This window comes from Acidocella sp. (genome assembly GCF_035535915.1).
GTDB lineage: Bacteria > Pseudomonadota > Alphaproteobacteria > Acetobacterales > Acetobacteraceae > Acidocella.
In genome coordinates this window covers 100,001-119,682 of the sequence record NZ_DATLPB010000108.1, presented here as the reverse complement: position 1 = coordinate 119,682, position 19,682 = coordinate 100,001, and the positions used below count along the sequence as shown (strand labels likewise).

The following is a 19,682-nucleotide window of genomic DNA, read 5'->3' as shown; positions in this document are numbered from 1 at the left end:
GGACGCAAGGTTGCCGAGCCCGTCGGGGGCAAGGGAGCGGCTGATCCGCTTCGTCGCGGACCGCCCCGGCCACGACAACCGCTATGAGATCGACCCCACACGCGCCGAGGCGGCTTTGGGCTGGCGGGCCGCGCATGATTTTGAGCGCGGGCTCGCCGCCACCATCGACTGGTATCTGGACAACCGGGCCTGGTGGGAGGGCATTCGCGCGCAGAAATATCACGGCCAGAGACTGGGAACCGCAGAAAGATTGGGAGCGACAGCATGATCCGCAAAGGCATTCTTCTCGCGGGCGGGTCGGGCACCCGCCTGCACCCGATCACCCAGGCGACCTCCAAGCAATTGCTGCCGGTCTACGACAAGCCGATGGTGTATTACCCGCTCTCCACCCTGCTGCAGGCGGGCATCCGCGATGTGCTGGTGATCTCCACGCCGCAGGATCTGCCGCAATTCCAGCGTCTGTTCCATGACGGCGCGCATCTCGGCGTTCGCATCTCCTATGCCGAGCAGCCCAGCCCGGACGGCATCGCCCAGGCGTTTTTGATCGGCGAGGAATGGATTGCCGGCGAAGGCTGCGCGCTGGTGCTGGGCGACAATCTGATCCATGGCGACCATCTCTCGTCGATGCTGTGCGCGGCGAGCGCGCGCGCCGACGGGGCGACCGTGTTCGCCTATCAGGTGCGCGATCCGGAGCGCTACGGCGTGGTGTCATTCGATGAAGCCGGCAACGCCACCGGCATTGTGGAGAAGCCCACGCGGCCGGAATCGCCCTGGGCCGTGACCGGGCTGTATTTTTATGACCACCGGGTCACGTCATTCGCCCGCCGCCTGCGCCCGTCGGCGCGCGGGGAGCTGGAGATCACCGACCTCAACCAGATCTATCTGCGCGAAGGCGTGCTCAAGGTCGAGCGGCTCGGCCGGGGCACCGCCTGGCTCGATGCCGGCACGCCGGATTCCCTGTTGCAGGCGGCGACCTTCGTGCAGACCATCCAGTCCCGCCAGGGCAATCTCGTGGGCAGCCCGGAAGAAGTGGCTTTCCGCATGGGCTTCATCGACGCGGCTGCCTTGCGGGCCCGCGCCGCCATGATCGGCAAGACCGAACTCGGCCGGATTCTCCACGAGATCGGCGAGGGGCATCACGCATGAACATCGAACCGCTGTCCATTCCCGACGTGCTGCTGATCACGCCACGGAAATTCGCCGATTCGCGGGGGTTTTTCTCGGAAACCTGGAACGCCGGGACGCTCGCGGCGCACGGGTTCAATGAGGTTTTCGTGCAGGACAATCAGAGCCTTTCGACCCAGGCCGGCACGGTCCGCGGCCTGCATTGCCAGATCGGCGCCAATGTCCAGGGCAAGCTTGTGCGGGTGATCAAGGGGGCGATCTGGGATGTGGCGGTGGATCTGCGGCGCGGTTCCCCGACCTACGGGCAATATGCCGCTGCGGTGTTGAGCGCGGAGAACTGGCAGCAGCTTTGGGTGCCGCGCGGGTTTTTGCACGGTTTCTGCACGATCGAGCCGGACACGTCGGTGATCTACAAAGTCACCGCGCCCTACGACCGTGAGGCCGAACGCGCGGTGATCTGGAACGACCCGACGCTGGCCTTGCCCTGGCCGGTCGCGCCCGAGAACGCCCTGCTCTCGGACAAAGACAAGCTCCTGCCCGCCCTAAGCGACTGCGAGGACTGGTTTACCGCATGATCCTCATCACCGGCGCCACGGGACAGCTGGGGCAGGCGCTCGCGGCGGAAGCCAAGCGGCGTCACCTCGAATTTCTTGCAGTAAGCCGGCCAGAGTTTGACCTGGCCGTGCCGGCCACAATCGATGCCTGTTTTGCCCGGGCCCGGCCTGACCTGGTGATCAACGCCGCGGCCTACACCGCGGTGGACGCGGCCGAGACGGAACACGACGCGGCGCGGGCGGGCAACCATACCGGCCCGGAACATCTGGCCCTTCTGTGCGCCACCCATAACGTCCCGCTCATCCATATCTCCACGGATTACGTGTTCGACGGCACCAAGGGCGCGCCCTATGTCGAGACCGACCCGACCCGTCCGGCCGGATTCTATGGTCTGACGAAACGCGACGGGGAAAACGCGGTGCTGGCCAGCGGGGCGAAGGCGATCATTCTCCGCACCGCCTGGGTCTATGCGCCTTATGGCAAGAACTTTCTTCGCACCATGCTGAACGCGGCGCGGCGGACCAGTGTGCTGCGCGTCGTCGCCGACCAGCACGGCACCCCGACCTCGGCGCTGGACCTGGCGGCGGCGATCATGGCGATTGCCGAAAAAATCCGCGCGGAGGGATGGCAGGACTCGTTCGCCGGCATTTTCCACGTTACCAATTCAGGCGCGACCACCTGGCACGGCTTCGCCACGGCGATCTTCGAGGAAGCCGAGCGCCTTGGCCATCCGCGCCCGCGCATCGATGCCATCACCACCGCGGACTGGCCGACGCCCGCCAAACGCCCGGCCGATTCGCGGCTCGATTGCGCAAAGCTGCAGCGCGTCTTCGGCTGCACGCTTCCGCCTTGGCGCGAAGGTTTGAAGGCCGTTTTGGAAAGAGGCGTGGAGTAAGGGAAGGAAGCAGCCGCTTTTTGAAAAAAGCGGCGCAAAAACTTTTGTCACTCTGGGCCTGAGGCGTTGAAACGGCACGGGCCCAAAGTAAACAAAGTTTTTTTGCTACTTTTTGTTCACAAAAAGTAGCGCTTGCTTAGTTGCTCAACCCCAGCGGATAGATGACCTTATGCCCGCCGGGCAGCGCGGCGATTTCGCAGTTGATGCCATAAAGCTCCGCCAGCCGCCCACGTTCCAGCAACGTCGCGGTCGGGCCTTGCGCGGCCAGTTTTCCCTCGCTCAGCATCAGGGCGCTGTCGCAGAAGCGGCTCACCTGGTTGAGGTCGTGCAGGATGATCAGCGTGACGATGCCCGCGCGCCGCGTATAGTCGCGCACGGTGGCGAGCAGGTTCATCTGGTTGGCGATGTCGAGGGCGGAGGTTGGCTCGTCCAATAGCAGCAGGCGCGGCTGGCGCACCAGGGCCAAGGCCAGGGCCACCATTTGCCGCTGCCCGCCGGAGAGGCGTGCCGGCTCCATGGCCGCGAGGGGACCGAGCTGCAGGCGTTCCAGGATGGCGTGGGCCTGGGCAAGCGATTCCTCGTGCATCCGCGCGCCGAGGCGGTCGGCGTTCTGGGCCAGCACCAGCAGCTCAAGGACGCTGAGCCTGGCGGTGACGGTGTAGGGGTTCTGCGCCATATAGCCCACCAGCCGGCCGCGAGCCGAGGGGGCGAGGGTGTTCAGCTCTTCGCCGTTCAGCCGGACCTGGCCGCGATACGGCAGCAATCCCGCCAAAGCGCGCACCAGGCTCGTCTTGCCCGAGCCGTTGCGGCCCAGCACCGCTGTGACTTCGCCGGCCCGCGCGGAAAAGCTGAGCCCCTCCAGAATAAGCTGGCGCTGCAGCACCAGGGTTAGCGCCGCGACATCAAGCATAATGGGCCTGCTGGCGGAGAATCAGCCACAGGAAGACCGGCACGCCGAGCAGTGCGGTCAGCATGCCAACCGGCAATATGGCGCCGGGAATCAGAGTCTGGCTGGCGAGTGCGGCCGTGAGCATGATCACCCCGCCGCATGTGGCCGAGGTGGCGAGGGCGAAGCGCTGGTCCTCGCCCACCAGCATGCGCGCGATATGCGGCGCCACCAGTCCGACAAAGCCGACAATCCCCACCGTCGCTGTCACCGCGCCGGCGAGCAAGGCGGCCGCGAGCAGCATCAGCAGCCGCACCCGTGCCACCCGCAGCCCGAGCACGCCGGCGTGCGCACCGAAGCTGCCGACAGCGGTGAGCGCCCAGGCGCGCAGCAGCAGCAGCGGCAAAATGAAGGCCAGCAGCGCGCCGCAAATCGCCACCTGGGTCCAGCTTGTCCGCTGCACGGAGCCGAGCAGCCAGAAGACCAGGGTCTGCAGCTGGTCGGCATTGGCGGCATATTGCGTGAAGGCGAGCAGGGACGAGAAGGTGAAATGCACGGCGATCCCGAGCAGCGCGATCGTCTCCGGCCGCATCTGCCGCGCCCGCGCCAACAGCGCTATGCCCGAGATGACCCCAACCGAAAACAAAAACGCGCTGGCCGAGACCAGGAGCCCCTGGGGCAGGGCGCCGAGTGCGGGGCTGAACCAAGGCTCGAGCACAATGACCAAAGCCGCCCCGAACCCAGCGGCGGAGGACAGGCCCAGCGTGAACGGTTCAGCCAGAGGGTTATTGAGGGCTCCTTGCATCAGGCTGCCGGCGATGGCTAACCCGGCCCCCGCCAGCACCGCCGTGCAGGCCACCGGCAAGCGCAATTGCCAGAGGATGATGCGCACCGTCGGGTCCACTTGCGAAGGATGCAGGAGGCCGCGCAGTACGCTGCCGAGGCCGAGCGTTTCGCCGCCGACGGCGAGTTCGGTGAGGAAGCAGGCGAGGCAGAGCAGGATCAGGCCGCCGAGAAGCAGGACACGCCGGCGCAGCACCCGCCGATAACCGGCTGTCAGTTCCACACTTGTGCTAGCCGCCATGCGCGGGCATCCGTATGCCTAGCAGCACCGGGCTTGGCGGGAGATCGGTGAATTGTGCGATGATCGACGCGTAATCCTGACCGGGATGCAAAGCGGCGAAAGCCTGCGGGTAGATGTATTTGGCCAGATATTCGAGGCCGATGATGTTGAAAACGCTGGAATAGAACGGGTGATACAGGGCGTAGACTTGGCCGTCGGTCGCCGCTTTCAGGGCGGTAAAGCCGGGGCGCTGCGTCAGCGCCCGCAATCGCACGCCGGCAGCGGTTTCATTGGTGTCATAGCCCATTGGCACCAGCGTATTGCTGGGCGCGCGCCCGGTCATCACCAGCACGTTCGGTTGCGCGGCCAGCACGGCTTCCATGGAGACCGGGCCGGCCGGCGTGCGCAGCAGGGCAGAGCCCAGATTGCGTGCCCCTGCCGCTTGCACCAGGAGTCCCCAGCCGAAATCGCCATGGGTGAAGCAGCAGCCGCCGGCATCGTTCTGTCCGGCCAGGACGTTCACGAACACCAGCGGGCGCGGTTGGGGTTGGGCGGCGATTATTTTGTCGAGAGCCGCCCAATGGTCGTCGTAGAAATCGACATAGGCCTTGGCCTCCGCCTCGCGGCCCAGCACCTGGCCCAGCAGGGTCACGCTCCGCGCGGCGTCGGGCACCGGGTGTTCGGAATCATCGACGAACAACACGGGAATGCCGAGCTGCGCCAGGGTGCGCATGACCCCCTGCTGTTCCAGAATCGGGCGGGCGCGCAGCTCAGCCACCAGCAATTGCGGCCGCGCGGCGATCAGTTCCTCAAGGTTTACGGAGCCGTTATCGTCGAACCCCATATCCGGGATTTTCGCAACCGCCGGCCAGTTTTTGACGAGCACGGACCATTGATTCGGCTCGAAGCGTTTGAGCAGATTATTCCATACCACCACCCGGGCGAAGGGCTGGCTGCGGTCCAAAAGAGCGAGGTCGAGGGCGATGCGCCCGTCCTGCAGCGCGATCCGCTGCGGCGGCGCGGCCAGCGTGACCTGGCGGCCGGCCATGTCGGTGACCGTGATCGCGGCGCGGGCCATGTGCGGCAGGACCAGCCCGCAAAACAGCAGCAAGGCGGGCCAGTAGGGGGGCAGGCGAAATCGCATTATCGACATCCAACAAATCGCGGCTGACGGCGGGCGGCAGCCTATAGCGCAAATGCGACGCATTCGCAATTTGGCAAGGGACAGGGCAAGTAAAAACGGCCTGTCACAATCGCTAAGGCCGATGGCGCTGCTCGCGGGCTTTGCTGTCACCTATCCGATGAATTGGTGGCTGGTAGGCAATCATCTGAAACATGGGGATGCTCACCGTGCGGCGGGAGCCGGCCGGGCCGGTCGCTTCCATGCCGCAGGGCATGGCATGGACCATGCGGCGATGTCGGTCGCGGGGGCGCCGCAGCCGCCGGTGGCGGTGATGGCCGCGCTTTCGTTTGTCGCGCTGGGCATGGGCATCGCCGTCGCGCTGGCCGCGAGCCCGGCCTAAAGACCCTCAATTCTCGGCGCTGGCCCGTGGGGGCATTTTCAACTCGAGCTCGTCATAGCGCTTCAGCTTGTATATGGCGATGGAGGCGAGCCAGCTGAGCAGAAAGATGCCGATGACGGAATAACCCAGATAGCCGAAATTGCCGTTCAGCATGTTGACGTCGTTCCAGAACCAGCCGCCGGACATGTTCAACTCCTGCGCGGCCAGGCCCAGCCCTTCGATCCCGCCGATGACCAGAGCGACGATGACGGACACCGAGGTGATCGTGAGGTTATAATAGAGTTTGCGCACCGGCTTCACGAAGGCCCAGCCATAGGCGCCGAGCATCGCGATGCCGTCGGTGGTGTCGATCAGCGACATGCCGGCGGCAAACAGCAAAGGGAATGTCATGATGGACCATAGCGGCATCCCTTTCGTCGCTTCCGTGGCGGCGATGGCAAGCAGGCTGACTTCGGTGACGGTGTCGAACCCGAGGCCGAACAGGAACCCGATGGGCAACATCTGCCAGCCTTTGTTGACGAGGTTGAACAGCGGCCGGAAGATGCGCGAGAAGAAGCCGCGCTTGTTGAGCAGCATGTCGAAATCCTCTTCGACATAGAGGCCCCCTTTGGCGACATGCTTGAAGGTCCGGTACACCGAGAGCGCGATCAGCAGATTCATGATGCCGATCACGAACAGAAAGCCCGTCGAGACCGCGGTGCCGACGATCCCGCTTTCATTATTGAAAGCGTTGAAGCTGTCGCCGTTCACGTTCGACTTTATGTAGTAAATCGCCGCCACGCCGATGATGAGGACCAGCGAGTGGCCGAGCGAGAAAAAGAAGCCGACGGTGACCGGGCGCTTGCCTTGCTGCATCAGCTTGCGCGTGACGTTGTCGATGGCCGCGATATGGTCGGCATCGACCGCATGGCGCAGGCCGTAACCCCAGGCCAGAAGCGCTGTGCCGATGAAAAGCGGGTTGCTGTGAAACGCCGCAAAAGCATAAATCCAGCCCCCGATATTGGCGGCAATCAGGAACACATACATTCCGATGATTTTGCCTTTAACCTGCGCCGAACTGTCGTCGAAAATATTTCTGAACGCCGCGAGCATGGCCATTCCCCACTCCCGGGCGCCCCGCCCGGCAGTTATTGTGAGCGCGACACCGGCAGGTCTCCTGGCTCGCGGGTCAACGCCTCTGGCCCTGTCTTCCCGTGCCCTCGCGGGCTCAGTGACCTGCCTCCCTCAAAACCGGAGTGCGGCAGCCGGGCCAGCGGCTCGCCGCTGACAGTTGCGGGGGCAGCCGCCGACTTGCCCCCGGACCGCTGGTCCAGCCGGGGCGCACGGCGTTCCCTTTTCACCCGCTCGCGCGGGACCGATGACGCGTGATCCTAACGTTGTGACGCCGCGCGTGGCAAGCAGCGGAAAGCAAGGCAAGACAGCGCTACTTTTTGTGAACAAAAAGTAGCAAAAAAACTTTGTTTACTTTGGGCCGTGCTGGTTTCACCGCCATCGGCCCAAAGTCAAAAAAAGTTTTTGCGCCGCTTTTTTCAAAAAGCGGCTGCTTTCTTTTTTCTCCCTCAGCGCCAGCCTAAGGCAGGGGCGACCTGTTTCAGGATCGCCTCGATCACATGCGCGCAATAGGCGACACCGAGCTGGTTGGGGACGGTGAGCAACAGCGTGTCGGCGGCCGCGATGGCCTCGTCTTGCCGCAGTTGCTCGATGAGGCGTGCCGGCTCGGCGGCGTAGCCGCGGCCGAAAATGGCCCGCGTCTTTTCGTCGATGAAGCCGACCTGGTCTTCTTCCTTGCCGCCATGGCCGAAATAAGCGCGGTCGTGGTCGTTTACCAGCGGGAAGATGCTGCGGCTGACCGAGATTCGCGGCGTGCGCGTGTGGCCATGTTCCTTCCAGGCGTCACGGAAGATTTGGATTTGCTTGGCCTGCTGAATGTGGAACGGCTCGCCGGTTTCGTCGTCCTTCAGCGTCGAGCTTTGCAGGTTCATCCCAAGCTTGGCCGCCCAGGCGGCGGTGGCGTTGGAGCCCGCACCCCACCAGATCCGCTCGCGCAGGCCTTCCGAATAAGGCTCCAGGCGCAGCAGGCCCGGCGGGTTGGGGAACATGGGGCGCGGGTTGGGTTGGGCGAAACCCTCGCCGCGCAGCACCTCGAGCAGGCGCTCGACATGGCGCCTTCCCATATCGGCGTCGCTTTGGCCCTCCGCCGGGCGGAAGCCGAAATGGCGCCAGCCGTCGATCACCTGCTCGGGCGAACCGCGGCTGAGGCCGAGCTGCAGGCGGCCGCCGGCGATCAGGTCGGCCGCGCCGGCATCCTCGGCCATGTAAAGCGGATTCTCGTAGCGCATGTCGATCACCGCCGTGCCGATTTCGATGCGGCTGGTCTTCGCGCCCACGGCGGCCAGGAGCGGGAAGGGGGAAGCAAGCTGGCGGGCGAAATGGTGGACGCGAAAATAGGCGCCGTCCGCCCCCAGCGCCTCGGCCGCGACGGCGAGATCGATGGATTGCAGGAGGGCATCGCCGGCCGAGCGGGTCTGCGACTGCGGTGAGGGCGTCCAGTGGCCGAACGAGAGGAAACCGATCTTTTTCACAGCGGCATCTTTGCAATGGTTCGGGCGCAGGTTAGCCAATTGCGCGGCCGGTGCTAGATGCGGCCTGCGCAGGCAGGAAAAGAAAAAGAAGGGTCTTCTTTTTGTGAACCAAAAGAAGCAAAAAACTTTGTTAACTGTGGGGCGTGCTGATTTCACCGCCGCCGGCCGGCCACTTTACTTAACTGCCCGTGCGTACCGTGAAAACTCTTCCATCGAGTCCGCGGGTTATGCTTCGATCATCCGCGGGAGATTGGCAGCACATCTAACGGGAGACGAAATTGCCGGGCGAAACGCCAGGGAGAATAGCGCTGCTGCGCCGGATCAGAGTACCGAAAAGCTTTTGGCGCATCGTCAGTTTCGTGGCGGCGGCCCTGGTCTTGTATCTCTTCGTCAGCCGGTGGAACCGTTGGCAAGGCGATGAACGCTGGCAGACCACAGACGATGCCTATCTGCAGGCCGATCTGACGCCGCTTTCCGCGCAAGTGCCGGGCTATGTGCAGGACGTGCCGGTGCAGGATTATGCCAGCGTCAAGGCCGGCCAAATGATCGTGCAGATCGACGATTCCGATTACCGCGCCCGGGTGGAGCAGGCCCAGGCCGATGTGGCGGCGGCGGAGGCGCAGATCGAGCAGGTGCAGGCGCAATTTCCGTTGCAGGAAGCCAATCTACGCGCCGCCCAGGCCAATGCCGATGCGACGGCGGCCCAGCTTTTGCAAAGCGGGCGGGACGTCGCCCGCGCGCGGCGGCTGCTCACCACCGGCTCGAGCTCGACCGAGGAGGTGGAGAAGGCCGAGACGGCGCGCCAGCAGCTCTCCGCCCAGCTCGCCGCCAACCGCGCCCAGGCGGATGTGGTAAGCCGACAGATCAACCTGCTGCATGCCCAGCTTGACGCCGTGAAGGCGGCGCTGCTGGCCAAGCAGGCGGCGCTGAAATTGGCGCGGATCAATCTTGGCTATACGCGCATCACCGCGCCGGAGGCTGGAATGATCGGGCTGCGGCAGGTTTTTGCCGGGCAGTTCATCGCCGCCGGCACGCAGGTGACGACGCTTTCCAGGCTCCCGCATGTCTATGTGCTGGCGAATTACAAGGAAACTCAGCTCACCCATGTGCGCATCGGGCAAAAAGCAACGGTGACGGTGGATAGTTTTCCGGGGGCGACGCTGCGCGGCCATGTGGTGGCGATCTCGCCGGCCTCCGGCGCGCAGCTCGCCTTACTGCCGCCGGACAACGCCACCGGCAACTTTACCAAGATCGTGCAGCGCATTTCGGTGAAAATCGACATCGACGATCCCGCCGGACTGGCTTCGTTGCTACGGGCGGGCATGTCGGTAGAGCCCAGCATCGACACAAGTTCGGGCCCGCATTCATGAGCGGCACGGCCAGCGTGGCCGCCCCGGCTGCGGCACCGGCGGCACAAGGCATTCCTTGGCTCGGCTTGGCGGGGGTGCTGCTCGGCACCTTCGTCTCCACCCTCACCGGGCGGCTTTCCTCTTTCGGCCTGGCGGATGTGCGCGGCGCCCTGCATGCCGGCTTCGATGAGGGGGCGTGGATCACCACCTCCTTTACTATGGCGCAGATGCTGGTGACCCCTTTCGCCGTTTGGGTTGGTGGGGTGTACGGACCACGGCAGATTCTCATCCTCTCCGCACTGGTCTTCGCCGCCGCCTCCTTCCTGTTGCCCTTCTCGCAAAATCTGGACACCTTCCTCGGGCTGCAATTCATCGCCGGCCTGTCCTCAGGCACGTTCATCCCGCTCACCCTCAGTTTCGTTCTGCGTTCGATGTCGCCCAGGCTCTGGGCCTATGGCGTGGCGGTCTATGCGTTGAATCTGGAATTGTCGCTGAACATCTCCGCCTCGCTGGAAGGGTTCTATGTCGATCACCTCACCTGGCACTGGATTTTCTGGCAGGATGTTCCGTTGGGCTTGGGCATGGCGGCATGTCTGCAATGGGGGGTAAAGCACCAGCCGCCGACCAATGATATTCACTGGGACCCGTTCGGGCTCATCGCCTGCGGGGCGGGCTTTGCGCTGTTGTACGCTGCGTTGGATCAGGGCAACCGGCTGGCCTGGCTGAATTCCGGGCTGATTTCCGGGTTGCTGCTGGCGGGGGGCATCATGCTTGTGGCCTTCGTGATTCATGAGGCGACGGCCCCGTATCCCTGGCTGGACCCGCGTATACCCTTCCGCTGGCCGATGCCGCTTTTGCTGCTGCTTATCTCCATTCTTCGCCTGACGATCCTGAGCACGGCTGCGCTGATCCCTTATTATCTCGGTGGTGTGCGCGGCTTCCGCGCCCTGGAGGTCGGCGACACGCTGATCTGGATCGCGATGCCGCAATTGATTACCTGCCTGATCGCGGCCTGGATGCTGCGCCGCTTCGACCCGCGTCTTGCCGGCGGGCTTGGCATGTGCCTGATCGGCGTGGCCTGCATGACAGTGGCCTGGACGCTCACGCCTGGCTGGGGATCTGACCAGTTCCTGGTTTCGCAGCTTTTGCAGGCGCTGGGGCAAAGCCTGGCGCTGTCCGGTGTGGTGTTCACCGCCGTGCTGAATTTGAAACCGCAGGATGCGCTCTCCTTCGGCGCCTCGTTGCAGATGGCGCGGCTGTTCGGCGGCGAGGTGGGGACCGCGCTGATCACCACGTGGAACCGGGTGCGCGAGCAGCGCGCCTCCAACCTGATCGGGCAGCATGTACAGAAGGGGGCGTTGGATGTGCAACGCCGGCTGGACGCCTATCACCATGTGCTCACGCCACGGGGGCATTCCGCGGCGGCGCCCGCCGTGTTGGGCGATGTGGTGCGGGTGATGGCCACCACCCAGTCCACCATCGATGGTTTCGTGCTCGTGGCGGCGGTGGCGGCGCTGGGGCTCACCATGTTCGTGCTGATCGTGCCGCCGCCGCCGCAAGGCCCGGCCTCGCCAAAACCTTTATTGCGGCGGAAGAACGGGTCGTGAGGCGGCGTGGGCTGTTGTTGCTGCCGGCGCTGCTGGCCGGGTGCGCGCTGGGGCCAGATTATCGCCCGCCTTCCGTACCGGCCAGCGCCGCGGGTGGTTTCGTTTCCACCGGTCCGGCGGTGGTCCAGGCGCCTCTGCCGGATGATTGGTGGGTGCTGTACCAGGACCCGGAGCTGAACCGGCTGGTCGCTCAGGCTTTCGCCGCCAACACCAACCTCAAGGAGGCGGAGGCCAATCTCGCCGCCGCGCGGGCGGTGTTGGAGAACGCCCGCAACGGGCTGTTCCCGCAGACCGACCTGGAGCTCTCCGGCACCTATGGGCGTGACCCCGTCACCGACGAAATCCTCGTCCTCACTGGCCACAAACCGCAGACGACCTGGATTTATGACGCCGTGCTGGATGCCTCCTACGAACTCGATCTGTTCGGCCATGTGCGGCGGACGATCGAGGAAGCGCGGGATAGCGCCGAGGCCCAGATGGCGGCGCGCGACGATCTGCGCGTGACCATCGCCGCCGAGACAGCGCGCGCCTATGGCGAGATCTGCACGTCTGGCGAGCGGATCATGGTGGCGCAGCGCTCCCTGGATCTGGCCACCCGGCAATATCAGATCGTGCAGCAGCGCTTTACCGCCGGAGCCGGCACGCAGTTCGACGTGACGCGCCAGGGAGTCGTGGTGGCGCAGCAGCAGGCGGTGCTTCCGCCGTTGGAGGGTCAGCGTCGGGCGGCCCTGTTCGAACTGGCCGATCTGCTGGGCGAAACGCCGGCGCAGGCGCCGCGGGAAGTGCTGTCCTGCCAGGCCGCGATGAAGCTCTCCGCACCGGTGCCGGTGGGCGACGGCGCTGCTTTGCTGGCGCGCCGGCCGGACATCCGCGAGGCGGATCGCAAATATGCCGCCGCTTTGGCGGGGGTGGGGGTGGCGACGGCGGATCTGTTTCCGCGCGTCACCATCAACGGGTTTTATGGCGGCGTTTCCAGCGAGCTTCGTCTGCTCAGCAGCAATAACGGTCTCGCCTGGGGGATAGGGCCGGCGATCAGCTGGAGTTTTCCGAATCTCTATGGCCAGTACACGCTATTGGCACAGGCCAAGGCGCAGAGCCGGGCGGCTTTGGCGGGCTATGATTCGGTCGTGCTCCGTGCGCTGACCGAGACCGAGCAGGCGCTCACCACCTATGAGTCCCAGCTAGACCAGCATGCGGCTTTGGCGCAGGCGGATGAGCAAGCGAAACTGGCTTTCGCGCAGGCGCAGGACCAGTTGGCGGCCGGCGCCATCAGCGCGCTCGACCTGTTGACGGCGGAACAGACGCTGATTTCCGCCGACGCGGCTTTGGCGGCCTCGGATGCGACTTTGGTGCAGGACCAGATCGGCCTGTTCAAGGCGCTCGGCGGCGGCTGGAAATAACGGAAGGTTAGGAAGGAAGCGCTGCTTTTTGGCCCGTGCCGGTTTCACCGCCAAGGCCCGACGTAACCGAAAGTTTTTGCGCCGCTTTTTTCAAAAAGCGGCTGCTTTCTTACACGCCGCTGACCGGTGCCAGGCTCGCGGCCGTTAGAGCGCGATGACTTTAAGTCGAACCATTCATGGTTCGACTTAAAGTCTGAATCGCCCTCTAACTTATTTATCTAGAGGCGGATTCAGATTTTAGAGCGGATCGCTGCGCGATTCGATCTAAAATCATCCGGCTCTAGCAGCTTGGCGATTTCGCCCGCGACCGCGCTGGCTTGTCCGGCCACTTGAGGCATGCCCATCAGTTCGCCGTATTGTTCGCGCGCCAGCGGGCCGGCGACGTAAAGGCGCGAATGGCTCTCGCCGTCCGTGCCGATCGTGCGGCCGAGCGGGTCGACCGCGATGCCGAGCCCCAACGGATCCGCCCGCAGCACGCCTTGCGTCGCCAGGCTCGCCAGCACGGGCATCTGGCTGGTGATCTTGCCATGGGCCGGGCCGGTGGTGACGATGATGGCATCGACAGCCAATTGCACAGGCTGCGCCGGGTTTGACCAGCGCGGGCGCAGCATGACGTTGATTTTCCCGTCGCGCGGCGCCGCCGCGCGCAACGAGGCGGCGAGGACCGTCAACGAACCATCCGCCAGGCGGTTCTGCACCACGCGCTCCGTCTGCGGTGCGACGCGGTAGCGGTGCGTATCCCAGAAAGCGCGCAAATGCCGCAGGAAGCGCCGCCGCTCGGCCGCATCGAAATTTCGCCAAAGGGTTTGTCCGTTGGCGCGGACATCGTCCATCACGGCTTGCCAAGGGACGCCCTGGGTGGCCGCTGCTGCCACCAGCTCCCGAATTTTGCGGGTTAGTTCCCGCGCCGTGGGCGGTGCAGGGTGGTCGGCAAACCAGGCGAAGGGTGTCGGTGTAAAAGCGTGGCCGCGTGAAAGCTGCCCGCGCCGGGAGACGGCGGTGATGTGGCCCTTATGGCGCTGGCGGGTCAGGGAGGCCACGACATCGGCCATGGTGAGGCCGGTCCCGACGATGAGAATGTCCTGCGCCGGGGCGATGGCGGCCAGGGCGTTCGGCACCCAGGGATTGGCGATGATGGAAGGATGCGGACAGAGCGAGGCGATGATTGGGGGCGGCGCCGGCGCGGGGTGGCTTGTCGCAATGACCAGAAAATCCGCAGCGAGCGCGCCGCCGCGGGCGAGCGCTATGCTGTAACCGGGACATCGGCGTGTGATCCAGATGGCGCTGTCCTGCACATGGGTGATCGTGACACCGGCCCGAGCGGCGCCGCGTTCCGCCACCAGCGCCGAGATATACCGCCCGAAAATTTCGCGCCTTGGATAGGCGTGCCCGTCCTGCCACACGGCTTCAGGGTCTTCCTCGAGCACGCCGTTCCGCCGGATCCAGCCATCGAAATCGGCCGGATTATCCGGGGAAATGGTCATCCGGGCGGCGGGAACGTTGATGCGGTGGGACGGATCGGTTGAGGAGTAGGCGACGCCGGCGCCGAGGACCGGACGCGGTTCCACCACAATGATGGCCACCGGCACCGGAGATTTTTCCGCGAGTTCCGCCGCGCAGAAAGCGCCGCTGAAACCGCCGCCGATCACCACGATCCGGGGGCGTCCATCGAAATCGTTCACCATCCTGTTCCTTCGCGCAAAATCCTGCGGCGGGAGATTGCATCGACCCGGTAGGTTCGCGCAAGACAAAATAACTTTAATTCTATCGGATTTATATTCTTAAATGATGGCCGGATGCCAACGCCGTATCTACCATCCGGCAAGGCAAAGGAAGGAAGCGGTATTTTGTGAGTTTTGGTCCGTGCGGTTTCAACGCCTCAGGCCCGGTTTTTGCGCAGACCCTCGACTTAAAAACCGGCTAGCCGGCGCGCCGTCCTATCGTCTAAGCCGATACTTCCTATCGTAAATAGATCGCCTTGATCCAAGGGTGCCTGCATGCGAGCATAACCAATTGTTTAGCCGTACAAAAGAGCGGCTCAAAACAGGATCGCATCTTCACGACTGGAGACTGAAACCATGAAGACACTCCCCGTCATCGCTGCCGCGGCGGCAGCTTTGCTAACGTCGGCGCTGGCCGCGCCGCAGGCGCTCGCCCAAAGCGCCGCGTCGAATCCGCTGACCGTCAAGGCCGGAACCTATCAAGTCGAGCCGTACCACACCCAGGTCGGTTTCTCCGTTCTGCATTTCGGCTTCAGCTATTATTCAGGCGTGTTTTCCAACGTCTCGGGTACGCTGCAGCTCGACCCGGCGCATCCGGCGAAATCGAAGCTCGATGTCACCATCCCGGTCGACTCCGTGCAGACCACGAGCACGGTGCTCGACGGCGAGCTGAAAGGGGCGCAGTGGTTCGACGCCGCCAAGTATCCGACCGCGACCTTCGTTTCCACCGAAGTGACGCGCACCGGGGCAAACACCGCGCGGGTCGAGGGCAAGCTGACGATCCGCGGCGTGACGGAACCGGAAACGCTGTCGGTCAAGTTCATCGGTGCGGGCGTCAATCCGCTGGATAAGGCCTATACGGTCGGGTTCGAAGCCGTCGGCACGATCAAGCGCAGCGCGTTCGGCGTCAGCCCTTATATTCCCGCGGTTAGCGATGCCGTGCGTCTGCACATCGCCGGGGCTTTCGAACTGCACAACTGAGCTGCGGGAGTAGAGCACAGCAGCCGCTTTTTGAAAAAAGCGGCGCAAAAACTTTTGTTTATGCTGGGCTATAGGCGTTGTCGCCGACACAGCCTATGGCCCAGCATAACAAAGTTTTTTTGCTACTTTTTGTTCACAAAGCGCTTTCCTCACTTTACACGGAGGCAGCCGGACGCTGGTTGTCCTGAACATAAGCGGCGTAGACCGCGTTCGCGACGAGGATATGCGCCCGCGTCAAGTTCGCGGCGCTTTCGCCATCTCCGGTGAAAATGCTGGCAAGTATGGCGGCGTGTTCGTCGTAAGATTGTTTGAGCCGCTGCTCGCTGCGATATTGCGCGCGGCGGAACGGGGCCAGCCGCATGCGCAGCCCCATCGCATGCTCACACAGGAACGTGTTATGCGTTGATTCGTAGAGTTTCGTGTGGAACTCACGGTTGATCGCGTCGTACCGGTCGATGTCTCCGGCGATGGCGGGGGCATGAGATAGATGATGCAGATGGCGCAGTTCGAAGCGCTCACGGGCCGTCATCCGGTAGGTCGCGAAACGTGCACACATCGCCTCGATCTCGGCGGCGACTTCAAACATCTCGCCGATCTTGTCCAGCGTCATCTCGACGACACGCGCGCCGCGCCGTGGCTCGATAATGACCAGGCCCGAGGATGCCAGTTCGCGCAGCGCCTCGCGTACCGGGGTGCGGGAGGCGCCGAAGCGATCCGCGAGCTCCTGCTCGTCGATCTCCGCGCCCGGCGCGAACCGGCCGGAGATGATCGCATCGGCGAGATTCATGCGAATTTGGCTGGCGATCGTTCCAGCCCCTTCACGCGTCGGTTCTTTGACGCCGTGTGTCATTCCGGTATGGGCTTCCCATGCTATGTTGGACATTCATCCTCCCCCTTTTTGACCGGCTTCGGACAAGTATGCTGAAACGCGCCGCCTGCGGCAGTACGTCAGGCTAAATTTGAGTATTTTATACCTTATCCGCCGATTTCTGTCTTATGTTATTCTGTTTCGCATATAAGTGACCTTTATAAATACAATATACGTTGAAATGCGTTTATTTGTATATTAGGCTGGGGACAACGAGGAAAAGATATGCTGTCCGACCATAATACAAAAGAGATCGATCTTGTGCCGCAGGCGCCGATTTTGCGGATGCGCAACGCCCGTGTCTGGTTGGAGCGCCTGTGGTCGTCCATCGCCGAGCGTGGTCGTGGTTTTGCGGCCATTCCCGCGCAGAGCATCGCCCCGCTTGAGCGGGCCCGGATGCTCGCAACGGCGCTGTTGTCGGAACGCGGCGAGGCGTCGGGGGCGGCGGTGGCGCGGGAGCTGTTGACGGTGGTCTCCACTCTGACGCCCGAGCAATGGGGCGAGTTTTACATGTTTCTCGCGGAGGGGTTTCAGCCGGACCAGGCGCGCCTGACGGAAGCCGCCAAGGCTTATATCGCCGCGCCCTCGCCGGAAACGGCGGCCGCATTGGCCGCGTGCGCGGAGCCGCCGCGCCAGGAATTGTTGCGCCGCATGAACATGGCGCCGGGCGGTACGATGGCGCTGGTCGCCATGCGCAAGACGCTGCCGGCCCATATGGCGGAACGGCCCGTGCTTAAATTGCTCGACGGCGATTTGAAGCATCTGTTTTCCTCCTGGTTCAACCGCGGTTTTCTTGAAATCCGCCGGATCGATTGGCAGACGCCGGCGGCGATCCTGGAAAAGCTGATCGCCTATGAAGCGGTGCACGAGATCCAGGGCTGGGACGATCTGCGCCGGCGGCTGGCGGCGGATCGCCGATGCTTTGCGTTTTTCCATCCCGCTCTGCCCGGCGAGCCTTTGATTTTTGTCGAGGTTGCTTTGGTGCGCGGGTTGTCAGGCTCGGTGCGCGCTTTGCTGGAGCGCGATAACGACGAGGCGGCGCAGTTGCGCCGCGCCAACGAGGCGGACACGGCGATCTTCTACTCGATTTCAAATTGCCAGGACGGACTCCGCGGCATCTCCTTCGGCAATTTCCTGATCAAGCAGGTGGTCGAGGAATTGCGCGCGGAACTGCCCGGCGTGACGCAATTTTCCACGCTCTCGCCGGTGCCCGGCTTCCGCCGCTGGCTGGAGGGCAAGGAGCTGCGGAGCTTCCCCCTCTCCGAGGCGGAAGCCAGCGCCTTGTTCACCGCGACGGGCATTCCCTACGAGCCGGAGAACGTCCTGGCCACCCTTCGTTCCGTGCTCAGCAATGAGTCCTGGACGAAGATGGCGGCGACCGCGCAGGCCATCCGCCCGATTCTGTTGCGCCTGTGCGCGGAATATTTGTGCGAGGGCGGCAAAGGAAAAAAACGTGCCGATCCGGTGGCGCGGTTCCATCTCGGCAATGGCGCCAAGCTGGAGCGGATCAATTGGATGGGCAATCCCGGCAAGCGGGGCTTGCAGGAATCCTACGGGATCATGGTCAATTATCTCTATGATCCGGCGACCATAGAGGCGAACCACGAAGCCTTCGTGAAGGATGGAACCGTCATCAGATCCTCGGCGATCGAGGCCCTGCTGGCGCCTGAACCGGTGGAATCGCCGAAACGGTCGCTGATCACGCGGCGCGGCGCTCGCAAATAATTTCTTGCAGGGCATCAACAACTTGCAGAGCCGGGCAAGGTCCGGCTTATTATTTTACAAATAAACAGGAAACGTATGATGAAGACAGTCACCGATGATGCGGGCGCGGGCGCGCTCCGGGCCCCCTTGCGGCCGGTGCGGACCAGGCTCAATGGCGCGCAGATCAAGGGCTTCTGGGGCGCCTGGTTCGGCTGGATGCTCGACGGCATGGACGGGGTCATTTATGCCCTGGTGCTGGCGCCGGCGCTGACCGAATTACTGCCGCGCTCCGGCATTGCCGCCACGCCGGCCTCGGTGGGATTCATCGGCTCCATTCTGTTCGGATTGTTCCTCGTCGGCTGGGGATGCTCCTTCATCTGGGGGCCGATTGCCGACCGTTTCGGCCGGAAAAACACGCTGGCGGCGACGATCCTCATTTACGCGGTGTTCACCGGCGCCGCCGCTCTGTCGCAGAATGTCTGGGAACTCGGTCTTTTCCGCCTGCTCGCGGGAATCGGCATCGGCGGGGAATGGGCCCTGGCCGGCACCTATGTCGCCGAAAGCTGGCCGGAAGACCGCCGCAAGATGGGCGCGGGCTATCTGCAGTCAGGCTATTATGCCGGCTTCTTCGCCGCCGCGGCGCTGAATTTCACGATCGGCGCGCATTTCGGCTGGCGCGCGATGTTCCTGTGCGGGTTGACGCCGGTTCTGGTCGCCATTTTCGTTCTCACCGGCGTGAAGGAAACCGCGAAGTGGGAAAAGAAACACGCCACGGCCGCGACGCATCCGCTCGCCGCGATCTTCAAGGGGCCTTATCGCCGGCAGACATTGGCGATGTCCGCGCTGCTCACGGTCGCCGTGGTGGGGCTGTGGGCCGGGGCCGTTTATGAGCCGACCGCATTGATCCAGCTCTCCCTCAAGGCTGGCATCGCGAAGAAGGAAGCGGTGCGCATCGCCTCCCTCGGCACGGCCATTCTCTCGATCGGCACGATCCTCGGCTGCCTCGCGCTGCCGGCAATGGCCGAACGCATGGGCCGCCGCAAAACGCTCGCGCTGTTTTTCGCGATCATGTTCGTGGCCATTATCGCCACGTTCGGCTGGGCATTTTATCTGCCGGCGCCGACGGCCCTGCCGGTGTTTCTCGTGCTGCTGTTTTTCCTCGGCATCGGCGGGGCGAATTTCGCCATGTTCAGCCTCTGGCTGCCGGAGCTTTTCCCCACCGAGATTCGCGCCACCGCCTTCGCGTTCTGCACCTCGATCGGCCGGTTCGTCGGCGCCGGCGTGAATTTCGCGCTCGCCGCCGCGGTCTCGCATGCCGGCACGCTGGGCATGCCGGTCGCCTTTACTGCCATCGCCTTTGCGCTTGGCCTTGCGATCATCCCCTTCGGCCGCGAGACCGTCGGGCAGGTCCTACCGGAGTAGT

The 19,682-nt window shown here is 63.9% G+C and carries 17 protein-coding genes, 1 pseudogene and 1 riboswitch; of the genes and pseudogenes, 11 read left to right on the top strand and 7 right to left on the bottom strand.

Annotated features, from left to right (window positions below; translation table 11 throughout):
• From VNC39_RS14475 to rfbD, 4 genes and pseudogenes are all read left to right on the top strand, one after another.
• Positions 1-268: pseudogene (locus tag VNC39_RS14475) on the top strand (dTDP-glucose 4,6-dehydratase); the annotation flags it as partial.
• Positions 265-1,146: a glucose-1-phosphate thymidylyltransferase RfbA gene (gene rfbA, locus VNC39_RS14470; RefSeq protein WP_325400356.1), complete on the top strand. Its 882-nt coding sequence runs from the start codon at positions 265-267 to the stop codon at positions 1,144-1,146. The pseudogene VNC39_RS14475 and the gene rfbA, both read left to right, overlap by 4 nt.
• Entirely contained in the window at positions 1,143-1,700 is a 558-nt protein-coding gene (gene rfbC / locus VNC39_RS14465; RefSeq protein WP_325400355.1) for a dTDP-4-dehydrorhamnose 3,5-epimerase, read from the top strand. The genes rfbA and rfbC overlap by 4 nt, the downstream gene beginning before the upstream one ends.
• Positions 1,697-2,575, top strand: a complete 879-nt coding sequence (rfbD, locus tag VNC39_RS14460) for a dTDP-4-dehydrorhamnose reductase (RefSeq protein WP_325400354.1) — start codon at positions 1,697-1,699, stop codon at positions 2,573-2,575. Before rfbC ends, rfbD begins: the two co-directional genes overlap by 4 nt.
• A gap of 136 nt (positions 2,576-2,711) precedes the next feature.
• On the opposite strand, the gene VNC39_RS14455 is transcribed toward rfbD, so the two are convergent.
• From VNC39_RS14455 to VNC39_RS14445, 3 genes are read right to left on the bottom strand one after another with little or no spacing between them, the layout of a single operon-like run.
• Positions 2,712-3,485: an ABC transporter ATP-binding protein gene (locus tag VNC39_RS14455; protein ID WP_325400353.1), complete on the bottom strand. Its 774-nt coding sequence runs from the start codon at positions 3,483-3,485 to the stop codon at positions 2,712-2,714.
• Complete coding sequence (locus VNC39_RS14450) at positions 3,478-4,545, bottom strand: FecCD family ABC transporter permease (protein ID WP_325400352.1); 1,068 nt, start codon at positions 4,543-4,545, stop codon at positions 3,478-3,480. The genes VNC39_RS14455 and VNC39_RS14450 overlap by 8 nt, the downstream gene beginning before the upstream one ends.
• On the bottom strand, positions 4,535-5,668 hold the full coding sequence (locus VNC39_RS14445; protein ID WP_325400351.1) for an ABC transporter substrate-binding protein: 1,134 nt from the start codon (positions 5,666-5,668) through the stop codon (positions 4,535-4,537). Before VNC39_RS14445 ends, VNC39_RS14450 begins: the two co-directional genes overlap by 11 nt.
• 121 nt (positions 5,669-5,789) lie before the next feature.
• On the opposite strand from VNC39_RS14445, the gene VNC39_RS14440 reads away from it, so the two are divergent.
• A complete protein-coding gene (locus tag VNC39_RS14440) occupies positions 5,790-6,047 on the top strand; it encodes a hypothetical protein (protein ID WP_325400350.1) in 258 nt (85 codons plus the stop codon).
• A gap of 6 nt (positions 6,048-6,053) precedes the next feature.
• Here the strand turns inward: VNC39_RS14440 and VNC39_RS14435 are convergent, their stop codons facing one another.
• Both VNC39_RS14435 and VNC39_RS14430 read right to left on the bottom strand, forming a co-directional pair.
• A complete protein-coding gene (locus VNC39_RS14435) occupies positions 6,054-7,145 on the bottom strand; it encodes a HoxN/HupN/NixA family nickel/cobalt transporter (protein ID WP_325400349.1) in 1,092 nt (363 codons plus the stop codon).
• A 31-nt stretch (positions 7,146-7,176) separates the two neighbouring features.
• Positions 7,177-7,421, bottom strand: a riboswitch (cobalamin riboswitch).
• A gap of 185 nt (positions 7,422-7,606) precedes the next feature.
• Complete coding sequence (locus VNC39_RS14430) at positions 7,607-8,629, bottom strand: LLM class flavin-dependent oxidoreductase (protein ID WP_325400348.1); 1,023 nt, start codon at positions 8,627-8,629, stop codon at positions 7,607-7,609.
• A gap of 278 nt (positions 8,630-8,907) precedes the next feature.
• On the opposite strand from VNC39_RS14430, the gene VNC39_RS14425 reads away from it, so the two are divergent.
• From VNC39_RS14425 to VNC39_RS14415, 3 genes are read left to right on the top strand one after another with little or no spacing between them, the layout of a single operon-like run.
• Positions 8,908-9,999: an HlyD family secretion protein gene (locus VNC39_RS14425; RefSeq protein WP_325400347.1), complete on the top strand. Its 1,092-nt coding sequence runs from the start codon at positions 8,908-8,910 to the stop codon at positions 9,997-9,999.
• On the top strand, positions 9,996-11,585 hold the full coding sequence (locus tag VNC39_RS14420; RefSeq protein ID WP_325400346.1) for an MFS transporter: 1,590 nt from the start codon (positions 9,996-9,998) through the stop codon (positions 11,583-11,585). The genes VNC39_RS14425 and VNC39_RS14420 overlap by 4 nt, the downstream gene beginning before the upstream one ends.
• Positions 11,582-12,985, top strand: a complete 1,404-nt coding sequence (locus VNC39_RS14415; protein WP_325400345.1) for a TolC family protein — start codon at positions 11,582-11,584, stop codon at positions 12,983-12,985. The genes VNC39_RS14420 and VNC39_RS14415 overlap by 4 nt, the downstream gene beginning before the upstream one ends.
• A 230-nt stretch (positions 12,986-13,215) precedes the next feature.
• Here VNC39_RS14415 and VNC39_RS14410 read toward each other — a convergent pair whose 3' ends face one another.
• On the bottom strand, positions 13,216-14,667 hold the full coding sequence (locus VNC39_RS14410; RefSeq protein ID WP_325400344.1) for an FAD/NAD(P)-binding protein: 1,452 nt from the start codon (positions 14,665-14,667) through the stop codon (positions 13,216-13,218).
• Positions 14,668-15,063: 396 nt separating this feature from the next.
• On the opposite strand from VNC39_RS14410, the gene VNC39_RS14405 reads away from it, so the two are divergent.
• Positions 15,064-15,687, top strand: a complete 624-nt coding sequence (locus tag VNC39_RS14405) for a YceI family protein (RefSeq protein ID WP_325400343.1) — start codon at positions 15,064-15,066, stop codon at positions 15,685-15,687.
• Positions 15,688-15,841: 154 nt separating this feature from the next.
• On the opposite strand, the gene VNC39_RS14400 is transcribed toward VNC39_RS14405, so the two are convergent.
• Complete coding sequence (locus tag VNC39_RS14400; protein ID WP_325400342.1) at positions 15,842-16,570, bottom strand: GntR family transcriptional regulator; 729 nt, start codon at positions 16,568-16,570, stop codon at positions 15,842-15,844.
• A 210-nt stretch (positions 16,571-16,780) separates the two neighbouring features.
• On the opposite strand from VNC39_RS14400, the gene VNC39_RS14395 reads away from it, so the two are divergent.
• Both VNC39_RS14395 and VNC39_RS14390 read left to right on the top strand, forming a co-directional pair.
• Complete coding sequence (locus VNC39_RS14395; RefSeq protein ID WP_325400341.1) at positions 16,781-18,280, top strand: malonyl-CoA decarboxylase; 1,500 nt, start codon at positions 16,781-16,783, stop codon at positions 18,278-18,280.
• Between the two features lie 78 nt (positions 18,281-18,358).
• On the top strand, positions 18,359-19,681 hold the full coding sequence (locus VNC39_RS14390) for an MFS transporter (protein ID WP_325400340.1): 1,323 nt from the start codon (positions 18,359-18,361) through the stop codon (positions 19,679-19,681).
• Position 19,682: the final 1 nt, after the last annotated feature.

What these genes read in the sequence shown, in the direction of transcription:
- rfbA (WP_325400356.1), top strand. Translation starts at nt 265, where the DNA reads ATGATCCGCAAAGGCATTCTTCTCGCGGGCGGGTCGGGCACCCGCCTG.
- rfbC (WP_325400355.1), top strand. Translation starts at nt 1,143, where the DNA reads ATGAACATCGAACCGCTGTCCATTCCCGACGTGCTGCTGATCACGCCA.
- rfbD (WP_325400354.1), top strand. Translation starts at nt 1,697, where the DNA reads ATGATCCTCATCACCGGCGCCACGGGACAGCTGGGGCAGGCGCTCGCG.
- VNC39_RS14455 (WP_325400353.1), bottom strand. Translation starts at nt 3,485, where the DNA reads ATGCTTGATGTCGCGGCGCTAACCCTGGTGCTGCAGCGCCAGCTTATT.
- VNC39_RS14450 (WP_325400352.1), bottom strand. Translation starts at nt 4,545, where the DNA reads ATGGCGGCTAGCACAAGTGTGGAACTGACAGCCGGTTATCGGCGGGTG.
- VNC39_RS14445 (WP_325400351.1), bottom strand. Translation starts at nt 5,668, where the DNA reads ATGCGATTTCGCCTGCCCCCCTACTGGCCCGCCTTGCTGCTGTTTTGC.
- VNC39_RS14440 (WP_325400350.1), top strand. Translation starts at nt 5,790, where the DNA reads ATGGCGCTGCTCGCGGGCTTTGCTGTCACCTATCCGATGAATTGGTGG.
- VNC39_RS14435 (WP_325400349.1), bottom strand. Translation starts at nt 7,145, where the DNA reads ATGGCCATGCTCGCGGCGTTCAGAAATATTTTCGACGACAGTTCGGCG.
- VNC39_RS14420 (WP_325400346.1), top strand. Translation starts at nt 9,996, where the DNA reads ATGAGCGGCACGGCCAGCGTGGCCGCCCCGGCTGCGGCACCGGCGGCA.
- VNC39_RS14405 (WP_325400343.1), top strand. Translation starts at nt 15,064, where the DNA reads ATGAAGACACTCCCCGTCATCGCTGCCGCGGCGGCAGCTTTGCTAACG.
- VNC39_RS14400 (WP_325400342.1), bottom strand. Translation starts at nt 16,570, where the DNA reads ATGTCCAACATAGCATGGGAAGCCCATACCGGAATGACACACGGCGTC.
- VNC39_RS14395 (WP_325400341.1), top strand. Translation starts at nt 16,781, where the DNA reads ATGCTGTCCGACCATAATACAAAAGAGATCGATCTTGTGCCGCAGGCG.
- VNC39_RS14390 (WP_325400340.1), top strand. Translation starts at nt 18,359, where the DNA reads ATGAAGACAGTCACCGATGATGCGGGCGCGGGCGCGCTCCGGGCCCCC.